This window comes from Planctomycetaceae bacterium, from assembly GCA_021371795.1.
GTDB lineage: Bacteria > Planctomycetota > Phycisphaerae > Sedimentisphaerales > UBA12454 > UBA12454.
In genome coordinates, this window is record JAJFVK010000014.1 from 39400 (window position 1) to 58330 (window position 18931).

Consider the following 18931-nt stretch of genomic DNA (forward strand, 5'->3'; position numbering starts at 1 on the left):
GCGATGAAAGACAAATTATCAATACTGCTGGTAAATCCGCCGATTTATGATTTCGCGGCTTACGACTTCTGGCTCAAGCCTTTGGGGATGCTAACGGCTGCGGGCAAAATCGCAAACGCAGACTTTCAGCTATTCGATTTTTTAGACCGTGTGCATTCTTTTTATTCAGGCAAACCGAAATTTAAAAATGACAAATGGGGACGCGGGAGTTTTTATTCAGAAATAATCACCAAGCCCGATGTTTTTAAAAATGTCCCTCGAAAATTTTGCCGATTCGGACTGCCGAAAGATTTTTTTATCGAATTTCTGAAAGAAAATGACCATTGCGATTATGTTTTCGTTCAAACCGTAATGACTTACTGGTATTTAGGCTATAAAGAAGTTATCGAAACTGTAAAAACTTATTGGCCTAAAGCGAAAATAGTTTTAGGTGGGCCTTATACAAAAATTTGTCCGGAACACGCAAAAAGTATTGGTGCGGATTTTATTGATGGAGAGGAAAACAACCCCGTCATGGTCCCCGCAAGAGGGATTGAAATGATGACGAGACTAAACGGGGTGTCATTGTGGAATCTTTATAAAAATCCGGAAACGGCAGCGATGAAGATAACGCAGGGGTGTCCTTTCAAATGTACTTACTGCACTGTACCTATTTTTAATAAAGGATTTACGGCCAGGCCTTACGAAGAAATAATCGAGGAATTCAATTTTATAATTTCGCTCGGCGTTAAAAATATCGCATTCTATGACGATGCGCTTTTATATAAAGCTGATGAAGTTATAAAACCTTTTCTACGGTATGCCATTAATAACAAAATTAAAATTAATTTTCACACACCGAATGCGCTTAACGCAAGATTCATAGATGCAGAACTTGCGGATTTACTTGTGAGGGCAGGCTTCAAGAGTTTTTATCTTGGTTTTGAGAGCAGTGCAGATGAATTTCAAAAGCAGACCGGCTCGAAAATTTTAGACAGGGAATTTTCAGAGGCTGTGAAAAATCTTGTTACGGCCGGTGCTGAAAAAAATAGTATTACCGCATATTTAATCCTGGGACATCCGAAATTTGAGATTCAAAATGTTGAAGACTCTATGAAATATGTTAACAGCCTGGGTGTTCGGTCGATGTTGGCGGATTTTTCACCTATTCCTATTGTGGCGGACAGCAAACTATGTGAGAAATATGTTGATATAAGCGAGCCTTTGATGCACAATAAGACCGTCTTTCCGATTATTGTATATGGGGCTGATAAAGTGAATCGAATAAAAGATATATGCCGAAGTTTAAATCATAAAGTCGAAGGTGCCGAATGAAACAAAGCAGAGAAATAAGTTTTGGAAAAAGAAGCGGATTGAAGGTTCATCCAGTGAGTATGGGAGGGATGCGTTTTCCGAAAGATGTCGATGAGGCTATTTTGCTTATCAGGCAGGCTATTGATTCAGGCATGATTTATATTGATACGAGCAGAGGTTATAGCGACAGCGAAACAAAACTTGCCAGGGCACTTAAAAACGGTTACAGAGAAAAAGTAATTCTTTCAACAAAGTGGTGTCCGTGGAATCTTAAAGTCGAAGACAATGATGATACTTCCGCGGAGTGCACTTACAAGAGACTCCGTGAATCGATGAAAAGGCTCGATGCCGAGTATCTGGATTTTTATCAGATATGGAGTATTAATAACAGGGAACAATGGGAGCAGGTAACGTGCAAAGGCGGAATGCTCGACGGAATTTTACGCGCTAAAAAAGAAGGGCTTGTAAAGCACATCGGTTTTACAACTCACGATACACCTGAAAATATCGAAAAATATATCGATGAGGCGGATTGGTGTGAAGCGATTCTGTTTACGTATAATATGCTGAACAGGACGTATGAGGATTCAATCGCCAAGGCGCACGAAAAAGGCATTGCGACAATAGTAATGAATCCAATCAGCGGCGGAGTTTTAGTGCAGGATTCGCCGCCGTTGAATGTTGCGGTTAAAAACGCGATTGGTTCGGATGATTTGGTTGAAACCGCGCATCGATGGCTTAAGACGAATAAAAACATAGATACGATTATCTGCGGCATTGCCAAGCCGTCTGATATAACTTCAACACTTGCAAATTATGAGAAGCCTGATTTTACGCCGGAGCAGATAAAACGACTTAATACGGAATTTGAAAAAATATCAATCAAAAACACCGGTTTTTGTGTCGATTGCAAATATTGTCTGCCATGTCCGAAAAATATTTATATTCCCGGCTTTATGAATATCGCGTATTTCAGTGAATATTTAAAAGTTGAAGACAAGCCGCGCGACAGCTATAACTGGATGGTCAATCCGATTAATGCGAGCAGTTCTGCCGACCCGTCGGAATGTATCGAATGCGGCAGATGTGAACAGAAATGTACGCAGAGAATTAAAATTATCGATATGCTTAAAAGGCTAAAACGAAAATTTGGATAATATTTTTGTAAAGATATAATTGTAGTTATTTTGTTTTCCAATCGTATTCTGCGTTGCCGTGGCTTTCGGGGTCGTCATTGGACATCAGGAAAATTTTGCCTCTCGCGGATTTGTCTTTGTCAATCCATCCGACAACGTAAACAGGCGCTTCTGTCGGCCATTGTTTTTTGTCAGCATCAGTTTTGACCTGAAGATATTTTCCTTTGGTAATGAAATACAATAGCTTCTTATTGTAGCCGTTCGGGTCGCAATATGTTTTTGTCGGGTCGATGTTGCCGCGGAAGTCAGCGGTTATTGTATAACTCGATTTGTCTTCAGGGTACTCATAACTGCATTGCCAATGACCTTTGGCCAGGCCGTTTGGTTCGATTGCGATTTCAATATTGCCTCTGTTTGTGTCTTTTCTTGTAACAGGTGAGGTTAGGATCGTTTCGCAGAGTATCAGCGTTTTGCCGCCTTTACCCGTTTGTTTAACAGGCAGCGGCATAAGCCGTTTTTCTTCGAACCACGGTCTTTCATCATAAGCGGCCTTTTTGTCAACCGGTCCGAAGATTGCGGATAAGTCAATCATATACAGCAGGGCGCCGATTAATAACACTACAAGCAAACCAAGAAGAGCGGCTGAGCCATTATTTTTTAAGTTTTGCATTTTTGTTTTCCTGAATATTTTATTTTAAAGAAATTGTTCTACCGGTTTGGGCGGATTTCTTTTCAGCTAAAACAATTTTGACAGAATTGAGCGAATCCTGCGGTGTTGTAATTGCCGGGATTTTTTTGCCGTTGATTGCTTTTATAAAGTGCAGCAGTTCGCCCATATAACCATTGTTCTTCGGTAGTTTTGGCGTAATTAATTTTCCTTTGTCGGTCGCGACTTTAAATACCGGCGTTCTTGTGCAGTCATACGATATTGTCGCTCTCTCAAGCATTACATTAAAACTCATTTCGAAGCCGAACCCTTTTTTCATTGTCCAGCCGCCCTCTGCGGTAATGACTTTATTGTCGTCATATATGAAATTAGTAACGATGTAATCGGTGCCTTTGCTTGGGCCTTTAATGCCGCGTGAAAAAACTTTTTTCGGCGTTCCGAAAAGATACTGAACGTAATCGCTGTCGTGGATGTGCAGATCGAGAATCGCTCCGCCGGATTTGTTCTTGTCCATAAACCAGTTGTTCCATGACCATATTGGAGCATAACTTAATCGCTGAAAAGTTGCGCCTAATACTCTTCCGTATTTTCCGGAATTGACAATGTTGCGAAGGTATATGTATTCCGGCCAAAATCTGATGCAATGGCCAATCTGCAAAATCTTTTTATATTTCTTCGCGGCGTCAATCATCTTTTTACAATCTTTGGTATTCAGTGCCATCGGTTTTTCACATAAAGTATGCAAACCGGCCTTGATTGCTTTAATTGTGTAAATGTAGTGCAGATATGTGGGGAGCGTTATCGAAACAGCGTCGAGGTTTTGCTCTTTAACCATTTTGTCGAAATCAGAGTAGAGCGGGATTCCTTTTAAATCGAGCACCTTTTTTGAGCCGCGAATATTACCGACGGTTCCGGTTGCAGATAATCTGCACATCTCCACATCGCACACAGCGGCGATTTTGACATTTTTTATTTGCTGATAGCACTGGAAGTGCATCTTGCCCATAAAGCCGAAGCCAACTATTCCAATCCTAATCATTTCTGCAATCCTTTATTTTCAAAATGGTGATTTTATTAAAATAATATAAATATTTTATCCTGGCAAGATGAATTGTCACTAATATTTTATTCGTAAATCCTTGTTTTTTAGGACTTTAAAGAAAATATTGTCGTATCGAGAAAAAAATCTTTACTTCTGTTTGCATTAATGTCGGTAGGTTGTTATTATATAGAGAAATATTTATCGATAAAAGAATCTCTATTAAAACCCTCTACGAAAGGGAATTTATGACAGAAAATATGAAAGTAGTGCCGGTTCCGACGCTGAAGCGACTGCCTTCTTATCTGTACCTGCTTAAAAATTTTAAAAGGCAGGGCAGGGATGTTATTTCGTGTACGCACATCGCGGCAGAGTTGAAGTTTGACCCTACACAGGTACGCAAGGATTTGGAATGGACTGGCATAATAGGCAAGCCCAAAATCGGTTATGTAACAGATTTGCTGATTGACGCGATTGAAGAATTTCTCGGCTGGAAAAACACAACAGACGCTTTTCTTATCGGGGCTGGAAATCTTGGCGCGGCGATTCTTGGTTATGAGCAATTTAAAACTCATGGCATGAATATCATTGCTGTATTCGATAATGACCCTGCGAAAATAGGCACTGTCATTCACGGCACAGAAGTACTGAACATTGAAAAACTTTCCGACCTTGTTCGGCGAATGCACATTCACATCGGCATAATTACAGTTCCGGCTGCCGTGGCGCAGAACATCGCGGATACTTTAATCGAGGCAGGCATTTTGGCGATTTGGAATTTCGCTCCTGTTATGCTCAAGCATCCCGACAACATCATCGTCGAGAATGTTCATCTTTCAATGAGTCTGGCTGTATTGACAAACGGCCTTAGCAGAAAAATGAAAGGAAATACGGATTAATATGTCAAAGGTTAAGAACACTGAAATACCAAAATTCAAAAAGGTCTGCGAGATACTCGCACGCTACAACAATGATTCGTCTAAGCTGATTCCGATTTTACAGGCTGTGCAGGATGAGTACAGGTATCTTCCGGAAGAGATTATGACTTTTATCGCGACGTCCGTGAAAATTCCGCCTGCTTCAGTTTACGGCGTGGCGACTTTTTACGCACACTTTTCACTTGAGCCGAAAGGCAAATACATTGTGAAGCTTTGCGATGGAACGGCCTGTCATGTGAAAAATTCGATTCCGATTCTTGAAGCGATAAGGGAAAATCTCAATCTAAACGAGAAAACGAAAACTACGCCGGATATGCTCTTTACGGTTGAAACAGTTTCGTGTCTCGGCGCCTGCGGACTTGCGCCGGTGGTTGTAATAAACGACGATGTGCATGGACAAATGACTCCTGAAAAAGCATTAGCGCTTTTGGAAGATATTAAGCGAAAAGAGAGTGTACAATGAATAACGCAGAAAGAAGAATAATAATTTGTGCCGGCACGGGATGCGTCGCCAACGGTTCTTTGAAAGTTTATGAAGAATTCAAAAGAATACTGGGCGAAAAAAATATTCCTGTAACGCTGGAGTTCAAAAAAGAAGAACATAATCACGACGGCATTCGCATTTCCAAAAGCGGCTGTCAGGGTTTCTGTCAGATGGGGCCGTTAGTTACGATTATGCCGCAGGAAATTCTTTATACAAAAGTAAAACCTGAAGATGTAAACGAAATTATCGATACAACAATTATCGGTGCGGGCATTGTGGATAGATTGCTGTACGTCGAGCCGGCAACGAAAAAGCACTGCACCGGGCCGAACGATATACCATTCTATCAGAGGCAGAGCAGAACCGTATTGAAAGAATGCGGATTTATCGACCCTGAAAGCATCGACGAATATATGAGTCACGGCGGATACGAACAGGCCAACCGTGCGTTCACGAAACTTTCCGCAAAAGATATCTGCGATGAAATTTCATTCTCCGGTCTTAGGGGCAGAGGCGGCGGCGGTTTTCCGACAGGTAAAAAATGGGAGCTGACGCGAGTTCAGCCGGGGCCGAAAAAATATGTTATATGCAACGGCGATGAAGGCGACCCAGGCGCGTTTATGGACCGCAGCGTTATGGAAGGAAATCCGCACAGCGTTATCGAAGGTGTTATCATCGCGTGCAAGGCAATCGGCGCAGACCAGTCGTATATTTATGTACGTGCTGAATATCCTCTTGCTGTACAGCGTATGCGAAAGGCAGTTCAGGACGCTTACGAACGCGGCATTTTGGGCAAAGGTGTTTTCGGCACAGTAAATAAAATTGACTGCGAAGTGATGGAAGGCGCGGGCGCATTCGTATGCGGCGAAGAAACGGCATTAATCGCATCGATAACAGGCAAACGCGGAATGCCATCGCCGAAGCCGCCATTTCCGGCACAAAAAGGACTTTGGGATAAACCCACAGTTATAAATAACGTTGAGACACTGGCGACTGTTCCGCTGATTATGAAAAACGGAGCGGCAGCGTTCAAAAAAATCGGCACAGAAAAATCGCCTGGCACGAAAACTTTTGCTCTCACCGGACACGTATCGAATACCGGTTTAATCGAAGTACCATTCGGCGCGACGCTGCGTGAAGTTGTTCACAATATCGGCGGCGGCGTAACCGATGACAAAGGAAATATCACTCCGGAAGGTTTTAAGGCTGTTCAGATTGGGGGGCCTTCCGGAGGCTGTTTAACGAAAGAGCATTTGGATTTGTCGCTCGATTTCGATTCGCTTCGAAGCGTCGGCGCGATGGTCGGTTCCGGCGGTCTTGTCGTGATGAATCATCAGACCTGTATGGTGCAAATCGCAAGGTTCTTTATGCAGTTTACGCAAAACGAATCGTGCGGCAAATGCGTTCTTTGTCGTGAAGGTACGCAGCAGATGCTCGCGTTGCTTGACGATATTATCGAAGGCAGAGCAACTGGCGAAACGCTGAAACTTCTTGAGACGCTTGCATGGGCAGTGCAAAAAGGTTCACTTTGCGGACTGGGCAAAACGGCGCCGAATCCGATTTTGTCAACGATGAAAAATTTCAGGGCGGAATACGAAGCGCACGTTTTTCAGAAACGCTGTCCGACACGCAGATGCAAAGCATTGTGTCTGCCGGTGATTGACGCGGCAAAGTGCAAAGGCTGTACGGCCTGCGTGAAGCAGTGTCCGGTCGGCGCGATTACAGGTGAAAGAAAAATGCCGCACGTAATCGATGCTTCAAAGTGCATCAAATGCGGCGCGTGCATAAAAGTATGTAAATTCAATGCGATTGGGATTTAAATAAATGGAAAATAAAACATTATTTATAGATGGTCGTGAAGTAACTTTTGACAACGAACGCAATCTGCTCGAGGTAATCCGAAAGGCGAATATCGAGCTGCCGACATTCTGTTATCATTCAGAATTGAGCGTGTACGGCGCGTGCCGTCTTTGTATGGTTGATATCGAAGGGCGAGGTCTTGTCGCGTCCTGCTCTACTCCTCCGGAAGCGGGACTCAAAGTCAAGACCAGCAGTCAGGAACTGCGGGAATTGAGACGTATTTCAATTGAACTGCTTTTGGCAAGTCATGATTATTCCTGTCCCACCTGCCAAAAAAATACGAATTGCAAATTGCAGGACCTCGCCCGTAAATTAGGCGTCACGAAAGTAAGATTCAAACCTGTGAAGAAATCGCTGCCGCTGGACGATTCTTCGCCATCGCTTGTTCGCGACCCGAACAAGTGCATTCTCTGCGGCGACTGTGTGAGAATGTGCGCCGAAGTGCAGGGCATAGGCGCTATCGATTTTGCTCATCGCGGTCATAATGTTTGTGTTTTGCCGGCGTTCGGGAAAGACCTGAATTCTGTTGAGTGCGTTTACTGCGGCCAATGTGCAAATGTATGTCCGACCGGCGCTATTACACCAAAATATGAAATTGACGATGTTTGGAAGGCGATTGAAAATCCTGCGAAAAAAGTTGTCGTTCAAATCGCACCGGCCGTAAGAGTCGCGCTCGGTGAAGCGTTTAATCTGCCCGCGGGCACTATTTCCATAGGTCAGATTGTTTCAGCGCTTCGGATTATGGGATTCCATAAAGTTTATGATACTTCTTTCGCGGCTGATTTGACGGTTATCGAAGAAGCGACAGAATTTCTTAAAAGAAAACAAACCGGCGAAAAACTTCCGCAGTTTACGTCCTGCTGTCCGGGCTGGGTAAAGTTCGCTGAACAATATTATCCGGAACTTCTGCCGAACCTGTCTTCGTGCAGGTCTCCGCAGCAAATGTTCGGTTCGCTCGCAAAGAGTATGCTGCCAGGCATTTTGGGAGTTGATGTAAAAGATTTGGTTGTAGTTTCGATTATGCCTTGTACCGCGAAAAAGTTTGAAGCCAAACGCAGTGAGTTTGCGGTCGGTGATATACGCGATGTCGATTATGTATTGACAACGCAAGAGTTGGCCAGAATGATTGAGGAACGCGGACTTGAGTTCAATAAGTTGAGTCCAGATTCGCTCGATATGCCGCTTGGATTCAAAACCGGCGCGGGCGTAATATTCGGCAGCTCCGGCGGTGTAAGCGAAGCGGTATTGAGATACGCTTATGAAAAAATCAGCGGCAAGAAACTGGATTCTTGTGATTTTGTAGAAACTCGCGGCAAAGAAGGTATCAGGGAAATCGGCGTAAATATTGACGGAACGCATTTAAAAATCGCGATTGTGCACAGTCTTGGCAACGCACGCAAAGTAGCGGATGAAGTAAAGGCCGGCAAATGCGATTATGATTTCATTGAAGTGATGGCTTGTCCGGGCGGATGTATCGCCGGTGCCGGTCAGCCTGTTTCGCTCGACCGGAACGTGGTCGCGCATCGAAGCAAAGGATTGTATGAAGCCGACAAGATGCTCCAGCTTCATAAATCACAGGACAACCCATATATCGCAGATGTTTACAAAAATGTACTTAAATCGCCGAATTCTGAAAAGGCGCACAAACTGCTGCATACGAGCTATTACAACCGCAGAAGAATTGAAAGCGATACGCTTGATTTGGGCAGCAATCAGGGCGAAAAACTGGCGGTCAACGTTTGCGTCGGAACAAGCTGCTATATCCGCGGCTCACAAAAATTGTTAAGTCAGTTGATAAATCATCTGCAAAGCTCTAATATAGCGGACAAGGTCGATATTAAGGCGACATTCTGCTTTGAGAATTGCAGTAAAGGCCCGACAATAAAAGTCGGCGATAAGGTAATTCATAAATGCACATTTGAAAAGGCTCGTGAACTGATTGAAGAAAAGATAACGCAAATTCAAACAGGCTAAAATATGAAAAATACGCAGGTCGTTTTTACCAACAAAGCGCGTTGCAGAGATTGTTACAGGTGTGTTCGAGTATGTCCTGTAAAGGCAATCCAGATGCGCGATAACCAGGCGTTTGTTGTTGAAGAAAAGTGCATTATGTGTGGAACCTGCGTTCGGCAGTGTCCGCAGCAGGCAAAAGTTTTCAGGAACGACCTCGAAGAAGCGAAAATCATTGTAAAAGAAAATCCTGTTGTCGCCGCGAGTATCGCGCCATCTTTTGCGGCAGTTTTCAGCAATTGGCAGGTAAATTCATTTGCCTCCGCTTTGCGCAAACTCGGTTTCAGCTATGTTGCCGAGACAGCGGTCGGCGCTTATTATATTTCCCAAAAATCCGGCGAAATCGTCGAAGCCAATCCGGATAAGAATCATTTTTCGACCGCTTGTCCTGTTTTTGTCAAATATGTTGAAATTTATCAGCCGCAGGCGATTGAAAATCTTGTGCCGGTGGTTTCGCCAATGATTGCGCACTCTAAAATCATAAAAGAAAAACTCGGTGGCAAGGCGAAAGTTATTTTCATTGGCCCTTGCATTGCCAAAAAAGGCGAAATTCAACGGCCGGAGTATAAGGGTATTGTTGATTGCGCTTTGACGTTCGCGGAATTGAAGCAATGGTTCGAGCAGGAAAAAATCGACCTGAATAATTGTGAGCAGAGCAGTTTTGATGATGTTGTGCCGGGCAAGGCGAGATATTTTCCTCTGGCCGGCGGTGAAATCAAAACGCGCGAAAAAAGTTCGGATATGCTTGAGCCGAAGATTGTCAGTATCAGCGGTTTTGATGATATTAACGAGGCGCTGAAAAATTGGACGTCCGACGGGCAGGGAATTTTTATTGAGCCTTTGTTTTGTTCAAACGGCTGTATCAACGGGCCGGCGACGGATTGTGCGGAAAATTTGTTCGAGCGAAGGAAGAGAATTATTTCCTACGCGGTGAACAAAAATGAAAAAGCTGATTCGTCTGTCACGCTTGAACTTTCAGCAGGATTTAATCCGCAGATTATCAAAGAAATCGAAGTAACCGAAGAACAAATCCGTGCGCAACTCGAAAAGACCGGCAAATTGAATCCGCAAGACCAGCTCAACTGCGGAGCCTGCGGGTATCCGTCGTGCAGGGAAAAAGCAATCGCGGTTATTCGCGGAATGGCAGAAGAGCAGATGTGCATTCCTTATATGCGGCGGCTGGCCGAGCAGCGAACAGACCGAATTATCGAAACAAGTCCGAACGGGATTGTCATACTCGACGACAAGCTGAATGTTATGAGTATGAACCCGGCGTTCAAGAAATTTTTCTTTTGCACCGATGCGCAGTACGGCAAACGAATTTCTTCACTGATGGATCCCGAACCGTTCGAGATACTGCTCAATTCGGATATGAAATTTAATGAGCAGACCGTTACTCATGAAAAATATAACATAATTTGTCATCAGATTATGTACTGTCTGCGGGAAGAAAATCAGGTTGTCGGTATTTTCGTGAATATCACGAACAGTCAGCTTACTAAAGAAAAACTTGACCAGTTGCGCGTGCAGACGATTTCGCAGGCTCGTGAGCTTTACGATAATCAGCTTGAAATGGCGCAGAAAATCGCGCAGTTCCTCGGCGAAAGCACCGCAAAGGGCGAACGGCTTGTCGCAAATCTGATGCAGCTTGCTGAAGATGAATCGCAGAGAAAACAAAAGAGACGTGAATAAATGTCAAATTTGTACATTGACATAAAATTAGTTCAAAGCTCTAAACTGCCACAGGGGCCTTGCGGCGATTTGGTTGTTTCCGACCGGAATTCTACTTCAACGACAATTATCTGCTGCGATGGAATTGGCTCTGGTATCAAGGCGAATATAGCCGCCAATCTTTGCGCGAGCAGATTGAGTGAGCTTCTCAAAAGTGGATTCACTTTGCGCGAGGCTTTCAATGCCGCGGTTAAAACAATGAATCAGTGGCGGAGTCCTGAAAAACCATTCACGGCATTTTGTATTTGCAGAATTTTAAACGATGGCACAGCGACGATTCTTGCTTATGAATTTCCGCCGGCGATATTGCTTGCATCTGGTTGCGCGACAGTTATCCCGCAGCAAATTCATTCGCAGGATATTTGCATCAGTACCGAATCGACGTGCATACTCGAGCCGGGTGATGCGATACTTTTGACCAGTGATGGCATTACGCAGGCCGGGATGGGTGGAACACTTGTAAATGGTTGGGAAACCGAAGGCGTGCAGAAGTTTGCGAATGCGGAAATACGCAAGGGCACTTCGCCAGACGATATTGCTGTGATGGTTCACAATCAGGCTCGCAATTTGTGGGCAAAATCTAAAGGCGACGATTGCACGGTGTTGGCTGCAAAATGTCGGCAGGGAAATTTTGTAAATTTAATGACCGGGCCGCCGAGTCATCAAGTCAATGACGCGAAAATTGTTCAGGAATTTGTAAATTCGCTTGGAACGCATATCGTTTGCGGCGCGACGACAGCTTCCATCACGGCTAAATATCTTGGTAAAAAGGTTTCCGTCTCGCAGGACGCGAGCTTAATCGCTCCGCCGAAATATTCGATTGACGGAATCGACCTTGTAACTGAAGGCGCGGTGACGCTCAATCAGGTTTATAATATCTGGGATGAAGAGGCTGACAGCTTCGAAGAGGAAAGTGGCGTTACTGAATTATGGCATCATCTTAAAAAAGCTGACTGTATTCGCATATTTATGGGGTGTGCTTTTAACAATGCCAGCGATAATATCGCTTTCAAACAGACCGGCATTTTAACAAGAGCTAAAATCATTCCCTTGCTGGCAAACAAATTACGAAGCGAAGGAAAACTGGTGCTTGTCAGGTATGTTTAGGGTGTCAAACCAGCAGGCAGAGCGTTTAGATTAAAAAATTAAATTGATAACGGGGTTTTGGGCGATACAATACAGAAGCGATGTTTCTATGATACGCGTATATTGGATATTTGATGTCTGGACAAGTCTATCGAACATATCTAACCCATCATGTGTTATTTAACATCTTTCGTTGATATTATGGTAAATATGCTGCGTGTGCAGCTTTATCCGTCAAAAGACGGGATTTTTTATTTTTTTTGAGGAATCTCAAATGAACATTTATGTAGGAAATTTGTCGAACGATTTAACAGAAGACCAGTTGAAACAAGCCTTTGAGGCTTACGGCGAGGTTAAGTCGGCAGCTATTATTAAGGATAAAATCACCGGCGAGCCCAGAGGCTTTGGCTTTGTTGAGATGCCGTCTAAAGAACAGGCAGCAGCAGCTATGCAGGAACTTGACGGTAAAGACCTTGGCGGCAGAATGTTAAAGGTGAACGAAGCAAAAGAGAGAACAACTGGCGGCAGAGGTGGTTTCGGTGGCCCACGCAGAGGCGGTTTCGGCGGCGGTGGCGGCAGAGACAGCAGAGGCGGCGGCTTTAGAGGCAATAGAGACAGCGGTGGTAGCGGCGGCGGATATCGCTCACGCTAATTGCCCAGCTTACTTATATGATTATCGGTAGTCTATATCCTGAACGGTGTGGACTGCTGTGATTTTAGAGTGAAAACCCTGTTTTTTGATGTTTTTCAGGCGATTTTTGCGCTTGACAAAATAATTACGAAATGAGATAATCCATTTTCTGTAAGTTTTTCCCCGATAGCTCAATCGGTAGAGCGAGCGGCTGTTAACCGCTAGGTCCTAGGTTCAAATCCTAGTCGGGGAGATTGTCCGCTATTGAAAAAATTGGCGGACTTTTTTATGCGCTCATTTCTGGATTTTATAGCCTTCCTAACCATCGCTTTATCCGCTTGTTACAAAATATGTTACATGAAAAGTAGCTAAATTTTTTAAAGCAATAACCCCCTCCCCCGAACCTCTTGACCTGTTAACCCTAAACAGTCCAGTTTGGTAAACTCTCAGATTCTCTGTTCTACTGACTAATTGGTTGAATAATCCTGTCCCATTTGGGGGATATACAAACAATTTTCAATTTGTGTGATCAGACGACGGGAAAAAATGCTGGTTGGCATTAGGCTTTATCGATTGTTATTCTTCTTTTAAGTTTGGTTGATATGGCGGCCAGCAGGATATGTTTTAAGCGGTCGAGTGTCAGACTGGAAAGATACTCATCTGTAAAATCGAATTTAAATGTTCCTCTGAAATTTTTTATCTTGTGCTCGACTTCGTTTCTTCCAAGCGAAGCAATTGCTATTGCCAAACGTTCATACAATCTTTCACTATCCATTTACTCGCCCTGTATATATTGTTATTGTTATGCTTTTATCATCGGTTTTATTGACCAGGTGCTTTATCAGCATCAAAAAAACTTCCACGATTTTTTTTGTTATTTTCCGAAAGGTCTGATAATTTAATGTAATGAATACATTAGAATTTGACTATTATTTGCCGCAGGAGTTAATTGCGCAAAAGCCGGCCGATTCTCGCGATTCAAGCCGAATGCTGGTTTTAAACCGTTCCACAGGCTCTATAGCCGACAGCGGTTTTGGCGATATTATTAGACATTTGCAGAAGAACGATTGCCTTGTCATCAACAATACAAAGGTAATTCCGGCTAGATTCTATGCCCAAAAGAGCACCGGTGCCGCGATTGAAGGCCTGTTTTTGTCTCTTGAACAGAGCTTTTGGAAAGCGATGCTGAAGAACTCCTCAAAGCTGAAAGAAGGTCAAATAATAAGCCTTTTAGACAGAGAAAAAAACAACTTCTGTCCGGCAAAACTTGAGACAAAACTCGACGCCGGCCAATGGCTTATCAGTCCTCAAAGTCCGCTGGATACCGACCGGATTTTGGAGACAATCGGCTTTACTCCCTTGCCTCCGTATATAAAAAGGCCGGAGCCTGTTTTGCAGCATCAGGAGGATTGCCGACGGTACCAGACCGTTTACGCCCGCCACAACGGCGCAATTGCCGCCCCTACTGCGGGCCTGCATTTTACCCCTGAAATACTCGACAAAATCGTCGACCTCGGCGTTGCAGTTGCGCAAGTTACGCTGCACGTTGGCGCAGGAACTTTTCTGCCGGTAAAAACCGAAATACTCGAAGAGCACAAAATCCACAGTGAAGAATACTGCATCGATGCGCCTAACGCGGCCATTATAAACAATTCCATCAATTCAGGCGGTAGAATCATAGCCATCGGCACAACATCCGTCAGAACGCTCGAAACCGTCGCGATTGCGGCGGGGGGCAGGAAGGTCATTCCATCAAAAGGCTCTACGAATCTTTTTATCCTGCCCGGCTTTAAGTTCCAGATTACAGACGCGATGGTTACAAATTTTCACCTGCCGAAATCTACATTATTGGCACTTGTGGCGGCGTTTGCCGGCATGGAAACGACATTAAAGGCGTACAGACACGCTGTGGAGCAAAAATATCGCTTTTATTCTTACGGCGATTGTATGTTGATTATATAGATTAAATTGTTGCCTAAGGATAAAGTGCCGATATAATGACTGGCTTGTAATAAATTTTAGATTTAGTTATGTAGGGTTAGTAGAAATGATTTTGACACAAATTCTTGAACCGACTTGTGTAAAGGTTCCGCTTGAAGGCACAGATAAAGAATCTGTAATAAAGGAACTCGTTGACCTTCTTGGCGCAGCAAATTTATTAAATGACAAACAGCAGGTTTTCCAGTCTGTTATCACACGCGAAAGCACAAAGAGTACCGGCATTGGTTTCGGTATAGCTATTCCGCACGGCAAATGCAATGGCGTAAAAGAGCTTGTAATGGCGATAGGCATTTCACACAAAGGCCTTGATTTTCAGAGCATTGACAACAAACCTGTTTACATTATTGTTTTGCTGGCTTCACCGGTTGACAGAACTGGCCCGCACATCCAGGCATTGGCCAGAATCAGCAGATTAATGCTTGATGAGGAATTTAAAACAACGCTTCAAAACTCACAATCCGCCGAACAGTTGTATAAATTGATCAGCGAAAAAGAAGCTGAATAACTCCCTGTGCGGTTAGGATAGGGACCCAAAACACATAAGAAGTGCGTTTATGTTCAAGTGTAGCGGTATTCGCTTATTGCTCTACGATAAGTTCTTCGAGCAGTCTGTCGATAGTAGCATCGAGTTTTTCATCGATTTGATATTCACCCATACTGATTTGTCTGCGGACGGTCGTTATTTTCTCGTATCTTACTTCCGGCAGTTGGGCGATTTTATCCAAAAGCTGCGAAAGCGGTTTTTTGGCCGCCGACTGCAGCATTTCTTCTGTTCTTATATCATCTGTGGGATTTAACTCTTCGCACTCATTCAAATTGAGCCTGCGATTAGAAGCCATGGTGTTATGTAATTGTGTTTTAAATTGTTTCATTTCCGCTAAAACCTTTCTCGAATACAATTTAGCCCGAGAATAATCCGTTTTTTCAGCTAAATCCAAAGGCTCAAAGCATTTCGGCTTTTACGAGCCCCTATATGTTGTGTCCCGTTAATCCATTACGGCTTTAAATTTATTACTTACAATACTGATATCGTCTGTATGAAAATCAAAACTTTAAAAAAGTTTTAACTTTTTTATATATATTTAAATGTTGCGTTTTTGCATAAAAACTGTGTTTTTAGCCCTGTTACTGCATATTATCAAGGCTGTTTATTTTAATTTAAGCTACGATGTAATTGATAATTTGGCGAATTTGATGGGATACAACATATTGTGTGTCGAGGTCCTAAAACAAGCATAAATTGTTTCGTTGATGGAGAATTGGTTTACATAAAATGGAAAAAGTAAATTTTTAAATGTGGTTGTGCGGTTCGTAAACTTCTTCAACAGCTTTGCTTAACAGTTATGAACGAGATGAAAATTATTAAGAATCCGGATTAATATAGCTTGACAAACTAATTTTTGCGATTACTTTTATACATCTCAATTAGATGAGCAATTTACGGGGCCGTAGCTCAATTGGCTAGAGCATCGGACTGTCGATCCGAAGGTTGAGGGTTCGAACCCCTTCGGCCTCGTTAATGTAAAACCTTGCAGGTAAATAACTTGCAAGGTTTTTTTTGTTTCACTAAAAATATCAAAAAAAGCAAGTGCACCAAAATGCACTAAAAAGAATTGGATCAGGTCTGTGAAAATTAGAGCTGGAGAGGTGGTGAGAAGGTCTAAATTTGAGAATTGATCCAAAAGTGTTAAAATCTTATCTATTTAATAGATTGATAATTTTTCTTAAAACCCCGTATTTACCACAGTTGAAATGGGTAAGTAATTAGGTTATAATTGGCCGTCGATAGCTTGGGTTAGTCCTTTTGTTAAGGACGGGGCGGATTTGGAAGAAAGCGAGAAAACGAGCCATTTCTTTTTTCCTCTATTATTAGCTCCTTAAAGTGAATTTGTAATTATTTATTTTTTTGGAGGACGAGAAAATGAAGAAAACGGTCATAGTTTGCGCAATTGTTATGCTTGTGATTGGTCTGTCAGCCAATACAAATGCTGCGTATGTAGAAACATTCGACAGTAGTAACGCCGGTTGGTTGTGGATGAACCAGAGCTATGTTCAAACGGCTACCACCTATAACAGCACCGGAGGTAATACTGATGGGTACATAAGTTGCATTGCTACCACTTTGTCGCGTGTTGTTGGCATTAATCCTACTAATATTGTTGGTGGGGTTGGAACCGGACAAACGACTTGGACGGATCTAACTGACAGTACATTGACTGTGGATTTTAAAGTTAGCGGCACTGCTACGGCTCAGGATGGCGGTACCCCAATGGTAAGGTTCTACGTCGCCAGCGGCGGCACATACTATATCGCTAAGGAGGCCTACAGCTGGAATCCAAACAGCGACATAAGTTGGACAACACATCAGATAGCTTTGTTGGCGGAAAATTTTGTATGTGAGTTAGGAAGCAAATCCTTTGCAGATGTAATCGCTAATGCAGACGATATAGGCCTGCAGTGCGGCCCCAGTGATGGCGCAACTTATGTAGACGTTCCTGGAATCGGCTTTGCCGGCGATGCAACGCTTATGTTTGATAACTTCGGTACAATTCCAGAACCAGCAACAATAAGTATTCTTGCAATAGGTGCATTGGGTCTGATTCGCAGAAAAAAATAGAATCATCAAAAATTAATGAATTTAAAACGGCAGGATTATTCTTGCCGTTTTTTTTGTGAATAAAAAAGCAAGTGCACCAAAATACACCAAAAGGAAGAAGGTCAGGTCTGTGAAAATTAAGAAAAATTCGAGTGAGAGAAGGTCTAAAATTGAGTATTGATCTAACTTTCAAATCTACCTACTTAATAGATTGAGAAGATTTTTCTTGAAACCCGTATTTACCACAGTTGAAATGGGTAAGTAATTAGGCTATAATTAACTATCGTAGTTTGGGTTAGTCCTTTTGTTAGGGACGGAGCGGAAGATTTGGAAGAAGGCGAGAAAACGAGCCATTTCTTTTTTCCTATCTATTATTTAGCTCCTTAAAGTAAATTTGTAATTATTTATTATTTTATTTTTTGGAAGGAAAGAGAAAATGAAAAAGTTAGTAGCAATTTGTGCGGTATTAGTCACAGTCACCGCCAGTCTTATGGCTGCACCAGTTACCGGCACCTATGATTCCCGCACAGAGGGTTCAACGATTATTGCGAATGTTCCTTATGTGGAAGGTGCAACTGTTTCATCATTTTGGGAAGATGTCACAGGAGATGTCGGAATGTTCGATGCTTGGGGGTACTCTGGCGATACTCAGTGGTATATTGAAGCACATGACCCTGCTTGGGAAGACGGAATCTATTGTGGCTTTATTCAGCTCAACAGCTTCGGTAACGCCCCGTGGTTCGGAGACAATCCAACAGAGGTCGGCGGCTACGAAGGGCTGATTACAGAGTGGACACTGGAGGAAACTTACACAGGGGAAGTTCTTGACCTTGTACTAAGAGGCACTGCTGTCCTGGACAAAAAACACATGATGCCTTGGTACCCAATCACAATGGATAAGTTCGTGGACATGTCGCCAGTGTCAATCAGTTTTGAAATGGGGTTTAATGGCGTATCTGATGAAGGTTATATCGGCGGTACTCCTGATTATCTTGTCGTTACAGTCATTCCTGAACCAGCAACAATAAGTATTCTTGCAATAGGTGCATTAGGTCTGATTCGCAGAAAAAAATAGAATCATCAAAAATTAATGAATTTAAAACGGCAGGATTATTCTTGCCGTTTTTTTGTGAATAAAAAAGCAAATATGTACCGGTTCAGTTTGAAATGGACAAATCCATTTTACAGTTAAGTGACTGCTTTGCTTTGGTATCCAGTAGTGCTCCAGTGAGTCTCTTATCATCACCACCACCACTACTATATATTGGAATTGGTGGAGTCAAGTAAATACCCACTTCTTAGAAATGAGGGGTGCATCAAGATTTTTCGGCACTTCTTCATTTATCGTAACAAAAACAAACGTTATTTGTTCTTCAAAAATGCGGTTTTATATAAGTTTATGTCAGTGGTTACTATGCTATCAGCCATTGCAAAGTAAGATGACCATTCTTAACTGACG

17 protein-coding genes and 2 tRNA genes are annotated in these 18931 nt (G+C 43.0%); 15 read left to right on the forward strand and 4 right to left on the reverse strand.

The features are described 5' to 3' along the window. Nucleotides 1-3: 3 nt before the first annotated feature. Entirely contained in the window at nt 4-1314 is a 1311-nt protein-coding gene (locus LLF92_07440; GenBank protein ID MCE5340946.1) for a radical SAM protein, read from the forward strand. After that, complete coding sequence (locus tag LLF92_07445; GenBank protein MCE5340947.1) at nt 1311-2450, forward strand: aldo/keto reductase; 1140 nt, start codon at nt 1311-1313, stop codon at nt 2448-2450. Before LLF92_07440 ends, LLF92_07445 begins: the two co-directional genes overlap by 4 nt. A 25-nt stretch (nt 2451-2475) precedes the next feature. Here the strand turns inward: LLF92_07445 and LLF92_07450 are convergent, their stop codons facing one another. Together LLF92_07450 and LLF92_07455 are read right to left on the reverse strand one after the other, a co-directional pair. After that, the gene (locus tag LLF92_07450; protein ID MCE5340948.1) at nt 2476-3099 is read right to left on the reverse strand and encodes a hypothetical protein; all 624 of its coding nucleotides are present in this window, start codon (nt 3097-3099) and stop codon (nt 2476-2478) included. Nucleotides 3100-3118: 19 nt separating this feature from the next. Beyond that, nucleotides 3119-4135, reverse strand: a complete 1017-nt coding sequence (locus LLF92_07455) for a Gfo/Idh/MocA family oxidoreductase (GenBank protein ID MCE5340949.1) — start codon at nt 4133-4135, stop codon at nt 3119-3121. 248 nt (nt 4136-4383) lie between these two features. Between LLF92_07455 and LLF92_07460 the strand changes: the two genes are divergently transcribed. The 8 genes from LLF92_07460 to LLF92_07495 all read left to right on the forward strand — a co-directional run bounded on the left by LLF92_07460 (nt 4384) and on the right by LLF92_07495 (nt 13128). Beyond that, nucleotides 4384-5034: a redox-sensing transcriptional repressor Rex gene (locus LLF92_07460; protein ID MCE5340950.1), complete on the forward strand. Its 651-nt coding sequence runs from the start codon at nt 4384-4386 to the stop codon at nt 5032-5034. A 1-nt stretch (nt 5035) separates the two neighbouring features. Further along, a complete protein-coding gene (locus LLF92_07465; protein ID MCE5340951.1) occupies nt 5036-5536 on the forward strand; it encodes an NAD(P)H-dependent oxidoreductase subunit E in 501 nt (166 codons plus the stop codon). Continuing rightward, a complete protein-coding gene (locus LLF92_07470) occupies nt 5533-7377 on the forward strand; it encodes a 4Fe-4S binding protein (protein MCE5340952.1) in 1845 nt (614 codons plus the stop codon). The genes LLF92_07465 and LLF92_07470 overlap by 4 nt, the downstream gene beginning before the upstream one ends. Nucleotides 7378-7381: 4 nt before the next feature. Continuing rightward, a complete protein-coding gene (locus LLF92_07475; GenBank protein ID MCE5340953.1) occupies nt 7382-9391 on the forward strand; it encodes a [FeFe] hydrogenase, group A in 2010 nt (669 codons plus the stop codon). 3 nt (nt 9392-9394) lie between these two features. Further along, nucleotides 9395-11119: a 4Fe-4S binding protein gene (locus LLF92_07480; protein MCE5340954.1), complete on the forward strand. Its 1725-nt coding sequence runs from the start codon at nt 9395-9397 to the stop codon at nt 11117-11119. Next, entirely contained in the window at nt 11120-12265 is a 1146-nt protein-coding gene (locus LLF92_07485; protein MCE5340955.1) for a serine/threonine-protein phosphatase, read from the forward strand. 253 nt (nt 12266-12518) lie between these two features. Next, nucleotides 12519-12896: an RNA-binding protein gene (locus LLF92_07490; GenBank protein MCE5340956.1), complete on the forward strand. Its 378-nt coding sequence runs from the start codon at nt 12519-12521 to the stop codon at nt 12894-12896. A 159-nt stretch (nt 12897-13055) separates the two neighbouring features. Continuing rightward, a tRNA-Asn gene (locus LLF92_07495) sits at nt 13056-13128 on the forward strand. Between the two features lie 306 nt (nt 13129-13434). Here LLF92_07495 and LLF92_07500 read toward each other — a convergent pair. After that, nucleotides 13435-13650 (reverse strand): hypothetical protein, encoded by a 216-nt coding sequence (locus LLF92_07500; GenBank protein MCE5340957.1) that lies wholly within the window; start codon nt 13648-13650, stop codon nt 13435-13437. Nucleotides 13651-13781: 131 nt separating this feature from the next. Between LLF92_07500 and queA the strand changes: the two genes are divergently transcribed. Together queA and LLF92_07510 are read left to right on the forward strand one after the other, a co-directional pair. Then, nucleotides 13782-14837, forward strand: a complete 1056-nt coding sequence (queA, locus tag LLF92_07505; GenBank protein ID MCE5340958.1) for a tRNA preQ1(34) S-adenosylmethionine ribosyltransferase-isomerase QueA — start codon at nt 13782-13784, stop codon at nt 14835-14837. An 85-nt stretch (nt 14838-14922) separates the two neighbouring features. Next, the gene (locus LLF92_07510; protein ID MCE5340959.1) at nt 14923-15381 is read left to right on the forward strand and encodes a PTS sugar transporter subunit IIA; all 459 of its coding nucleotides are present in this window, start codon (nt 14923-14925) and stop codon (nt 15379-15381) included. 73 nt (nt 15382-15454) lie between these two features. Here LLF92_07510 and LLF92_07515 read toward each other — a convergent pair whose 3' ends face one another. Continuing rightward, entirely contained in the window at nt 15455-15748 is a 294-nt protein-coding gene (locus LLF92_07515) for a flagellar biosynthesis anti-sigma factor FlgM (GenBank protein ID MCE5340960.1), read from the reverse strand. Between the two features lie 570 nt (nt 15749-16318). Between LLF92_07515 and LLF92_07520 the strand changes: the two genes are divergently transcribed. The 3 genes from LLF92_07520 (at nt 16319) to LLF92_07530 (ending at nt 18547) form a co-directional block, all read left to right on the forward strand. Then, nucleotides 16319-16392, forward strand: a tRNA-Asp gene (locus LLF92_07520). 405 nt (nt 16393-16797) lie between these two features. Continuing rightward, nucleotides 16798-17493, forward strand: coding sequence for a PEP-CTERM sorting domain-containing protein (locus LLF92_07525; protein ID MCE5340961.1), 696 nt, complete (start codon nt 16798-16800; stop codon nt 17491-17493). A 415-nt stretch (nt 17494-17908) separates the two neighbouring features. Beyond that, a complete protein-coding gene (locus LLF92_07530; GenBank protein ID MCE5340962.1) occupies nt 17909-18547 on the forward strand; it encodes a PEP-CTERM sorting domain-containing protein in 639 nt (212 codons plus the stop codon). Nucleotides 18548-18931 lie beyond the last annotated feature (384 nt).

Bases quoted from the DNA above. Each gene is read 5' to 3' on its own strand.
- LLF92_07465 (MCE5340951.1), top strand. From the start codon at position 5,036: ATGTCAAAGGTTAAGAACACTGAAATACCAAAATTCAAAAAGGTCTGC.
- LLF92_07530 (MCE5340962.1), top strand. From the start codon at position 17,909: ATGAAAAAGTTAGTAGCAATTTGTGCGGTATTAGTCACAGTCACCGCC.
- LLF92_07450 (MCE5340948.1), bottom strand. From the start codon at position 3,099: ATGCAAAACTTAAAAAATAATGGCTCAGCCGCTCTTCTTGGTTTGCTT.
- LLF92_07515 (MCE5340960.1), bottom strand. From the start codon at position 15,748: ATGAAACAATTTAAAACACAATTACATAACACCATGGCTTCTAATCGC.
- LLF92_07485 (MCE5340955.1), top strand. From the start codon at position 11,120: ATGTCAAATTTGTACATTGACATAAAATTAGTTCAAAGCTCTAAACTG.
- LLF92_07470 (MCE5340952.1), top strand. From the start codon at position 5,533: ATGAATAACGCAGAAAGAAGAATAATAATTTGTGCCGGCACGGGATGC.
- LLF92_07440 (MCE5340946.1), top strand. From the start codon at position 4: ATGAAAGACAAATTATCAATACTGCTGGTAAATCCGCCGATTTATGAT.
- LLF92_07455 (MCE5340949.1), bottom strand. From the start codon at position 4,135: ATGATTAGGATTGGAATAGTTGGCTTCGGCTTTATGGGCAAGATGCAC.
- LLF92_07480 (MCE5340954.1), top strand. From the start codon at position 9,395: ATGAAAAATACGCAGGTCGTTTTTACCAACAAAGCGCGTTGCAGAGAT.
- LLF92_07445 (MCE5340947.1), top strand. From the start codon at position 1,311: ATGAAACAAAGCAGAGAAATAAGTTTTGGAAAAAGAAGCGGATTGAAG.
- LLF92_07510 (MCE5340959.1), top strand. From the start codon at position 14,923: ATGATTTTGACACAAATTCTTGAACCGACTTGTGTAAAGGTTCCGCTT.
- LLF92_07500 (MCE5340957.1), bottom strand. From the start codon at position 13,650: ATGGATAGTGAAAGATTGTATGAACGTTTGGCAATAGCAATTGCTTCG.
- LLF92_07490 (MCE5340956.1), top strand. From the start codon at position 12,519: ATGAACATTTATGTAGGAAATTTGTCGAACGATTTAACAGAAGACCAG.
- queA (MCE5340958.1), top strand. From the start codon at position 13,782: ATGAATACATTAGAATTTGACTATTATTTGCCGCAGGAGTTAATTGCG.
- LLF92_07460 (MCE5340950.1), top strand. From the start codon at position 4,384: ATGACAGAAAATATGAAAGTAGTGCCGGTTCCGACGCTGAAGCGACTG.
- LLF92_07525 (MCE5340961.1), top strand. From the start codon at position 16,798: ATGAAGAAAACGGTCATAGTTTGCGCAATTGTTATGCTTGTGATTGGT.
- LLF92_07475 (MCE5340953.1), top strand. From the start codon at position 7,382: ATGGAAAATAAAACATTATTTATAGATGGTCGTGAAGTAACTTTTGAC.